This is a genomic window from Kitasatospora sp. NPDC091257, assembly GCF_044757675.1.
Lineage (GTDB): Bacteria > Actinomycetota > Actinomycetes > Streptomycetales > Streptomycetaceae > Kitasatospora > Kitasatospora lactacystinica.
In genome coordinates, this window is record NZ_JBIVVI010001353.1 from 1 (window position 1) to 2,257 (window position 2,257).

Annotated in this window: 2 protein-coding genes and 1 pseudogene; 1 reads left to right on the plus strand and 2 read right to left on the minus strand. The window is 71.1% G+C overall.

What is annotated here, in order from left to right; genetic code table 11:
* Positions 1 to 587 precede the first annotated feature (587 nt).
* On the plus strand, positions 588 to 1,385 hold the full coding sequence (locus ACIQOV_RS38180; RefSeq protein WP_387685002.1) for an SGNH/GDSL hydrolase family protein: 798 nt from the start codon (positions 588 to 590) through the stop codon (positions 1,383 to 1,385).
* Between the two features lie 89 nt (positions 1,386 to 1,474).
* Here ACIQOV_RS38180 and ACIQOV_RS38185 read toward each other — a convergent pair whose 3' ends face one another.
* Both ACIQOV_RS38185 and ACIQOV_RS38190 read right to left on the minus strand, forming a co-directional pair.
* Positions 1,475 to 2,041 (minus strand): hemerythrin domain-containing protein, encoded by a 567-nt coding sequence (locus ACIQOV_RS38185; RefSeq protein WP_401055360.1) that lies wholly within the window; start codon positions 2,039 to 2,041, stop codon positions 1,475 to 1,477.
* Between the two features lie 45 nt (positions 2,042 to 2,086).
* A pseudogene (locus tag ACIQOV_RS38190) lies at positions 2,087 to 2,164 on the minus strand (nitroreductase/quinone reductase family protein); the annotation flags it as partial.
* Positions 2,165 to 2,257: the final 93 nt, after the last annotated feature.

A 2,257-nucleotide genomic window follows, 5' to 3' on the forward strand; every position in this document is an offset into this window, starting at 1 on the left:
GTACACGGGTGCCATGCACCCCGGTGGTGGCCGCCCCGGCGCGCGGGGCTGACCTCGCGCGCCGCCGTACTCCCGAGCGACGTCCCTGCGGGGCGCGCCGGGCCGGGCGGGGCTTGACCGGGCCGGGCGGGGCTTGACCGGGCCGGGCTTGACCGGGTCGACGCGATGCCCTGACGCACCGCCATGCGGGACGTCAACATCGGCCACGTGCCTCCGATCGGCCACAGCGGTGAATTCTCGTGGTGCCGCCGATGCCCTTCTGACCCACCTACGACCTGCCTTCGCGGGTGCCACCGGCCCCCCCTGGGTCGGCTGACACTCGCTTCGAATCCGACCCGGCGATGGCCGGGCGGCAACTCCGAGCTTGTCTTGCACGAAATTTCTGCAAGTTGCCGGTCTACGCGCGCTGCGCTACGCGCGTCACCGAGCACCCCCGCTGACCTGCGTGAAATCACGGACCGTCAGCGGCAGTTCATCTCGGAGCTATCGGACGTCCCGTCAATATCCTTGGCATGACCGCTTCCGGGTTTGGCTACCGCCTGGTATCACTTCTGTGACCCTCACCACGCCACCCCACTGGAGCTGTGATGATCCGTCCTGCCCGCGCCCTGTCCATCGCCGCCATAGCGGCGGGCCTCACCATGACGACGCTCTTCGCCGCGACGTCCGCGAACGCCGCCGGCGTCAACTACGTGGCCCTCGGCGACTCGTACTCGTCCGGTGTCGGCGCCGGCAGCTACCTGAGCGACAGCGGCAGCTGCAAGCGCAGCACCAACGCGTACGCGTACCTCTGGAAGAACGCGCACGCGCCGTCCTCCTTCAAGTTCGTCGCCTGTTCGGGCGCCAAGACCGGCGACATCCTGAACAGCCAGATCTCCGCCCTGGACGCCAGCACCACGCTGGTCAGCATCTCGGTCGGCGGCAACGACGCGGGCTTCGCCGACACCATGCAGACCTGTGTCCTCGGCTCGGACGCCGACTGCGTCAACGCCGTCAACACGGCCAAGAGCTACGCCACCACCACCCTGCCCGGCCAGCTGGACAAGGTGTACTCGGCGATCAAGTCCAAGTCCCCGAACGCCCACGTCGTGGTGATGGGCTACCCGCACATCTACAAGGTCGGCGGCAGCTGCATCTTCGGCATCGGTGACACCAAGCGCGCCGCCATCAACGGTGCCGCCGACACCCTGGACGGCGTCCTCGCCAAGCGGGCCGCCAACGCCGGCTTCGCGTTCGGTGACGTCCGCAGCATCTTCAACGAGCACGAGATCTGCGGCTCGCTGACCACCTGGCTGAACAGCACCACCCTGCCGGTCGACGAGAGCTACCACCCGAAGGCGGCCGGCCAGTCCGGCGGCTACCTCCCGGTGTTCTCGGGGCTGTAGGACTGCCGCAACGGAGCGCCCCGTTCAAGGACGGGCCGGTGCCGCCGCCCCCTCCCGCGGCTCGGGAAGGGGACGGCGGCAACGCCGTTTCAGCCGCCGCCCGGTGATGACCGGTCCGGTGATGACCGGTCCGGTGCTGATCCGCCCTGCGTTGACCCGTCCTGCGTTGACCCGCCCGGTGCGGACGGGTTCGGTGTGGACGGCCCCGGTGCGGGCCCGGTCGGCGGGAAGGGAATGCCGGCGAGGACCGGCAGCAGTTCCGCCTCCTCGAAGTCCAGATGTGCCTCCAGCTCGGCGGACATCCGGTCCAGCTCCGTCCGGAGCCGCTCCGGTTCGGTGATCGCGATCCCGGCCAGCAGGCCCACCAGCTCCTCCTTGATCCGCCCGATGGCCCGGTGCTGCTCGTCGAGCCGCGCCAGGACCTCGGCCAGCTCCGGATGGCTGCGCGCGAGGGCGGGGAAGATCGCGGAGTCCTCCCCGGTGTGGTGGTGCGTCAGCCCGTCGCAGAAAGCCAGGCAGTGCTGGCGCAGCTGCAGTCCGAGCGCGGCCGGGCGGCCCGGGACATGGGCGTGCGTCTCCTCCCGTACGTGGCGCAGCTGCGCGCGCAGCCAGGTGTGCGCCTCCAGCAGCTTGTCCGCGAGGCTGCGCACCACCACTGGGGCTGGGCCGTCGGCGGGCGGTTCGAGCCGTTCCAGGACGACGACCGGCAACTCCCGGTCGGTGTGGGCCTGGTAGTCCCCGTAGCCCGGAGCCTTCCGGACCACGGCGGCGAACAGCCGCGCCCGGCGCCCGCCCGCGGGCCGTCAGCGCGGCGCGGCGCGGGGACGTCAGCGCGGCGCGGGGACGCCGGTGAGCGCGGTGACCACCGGGTC

What these genes read in the sequence shown, in the direction of transcription:
- ACIQOV_RS38180 (WP_387685002.1), top strand. Translation starts at nt 588, where the DNA reads ATGATCCGTCCTGCCCGCGCCCTGTCCATCGCCGCCATAGCGGCGGGC.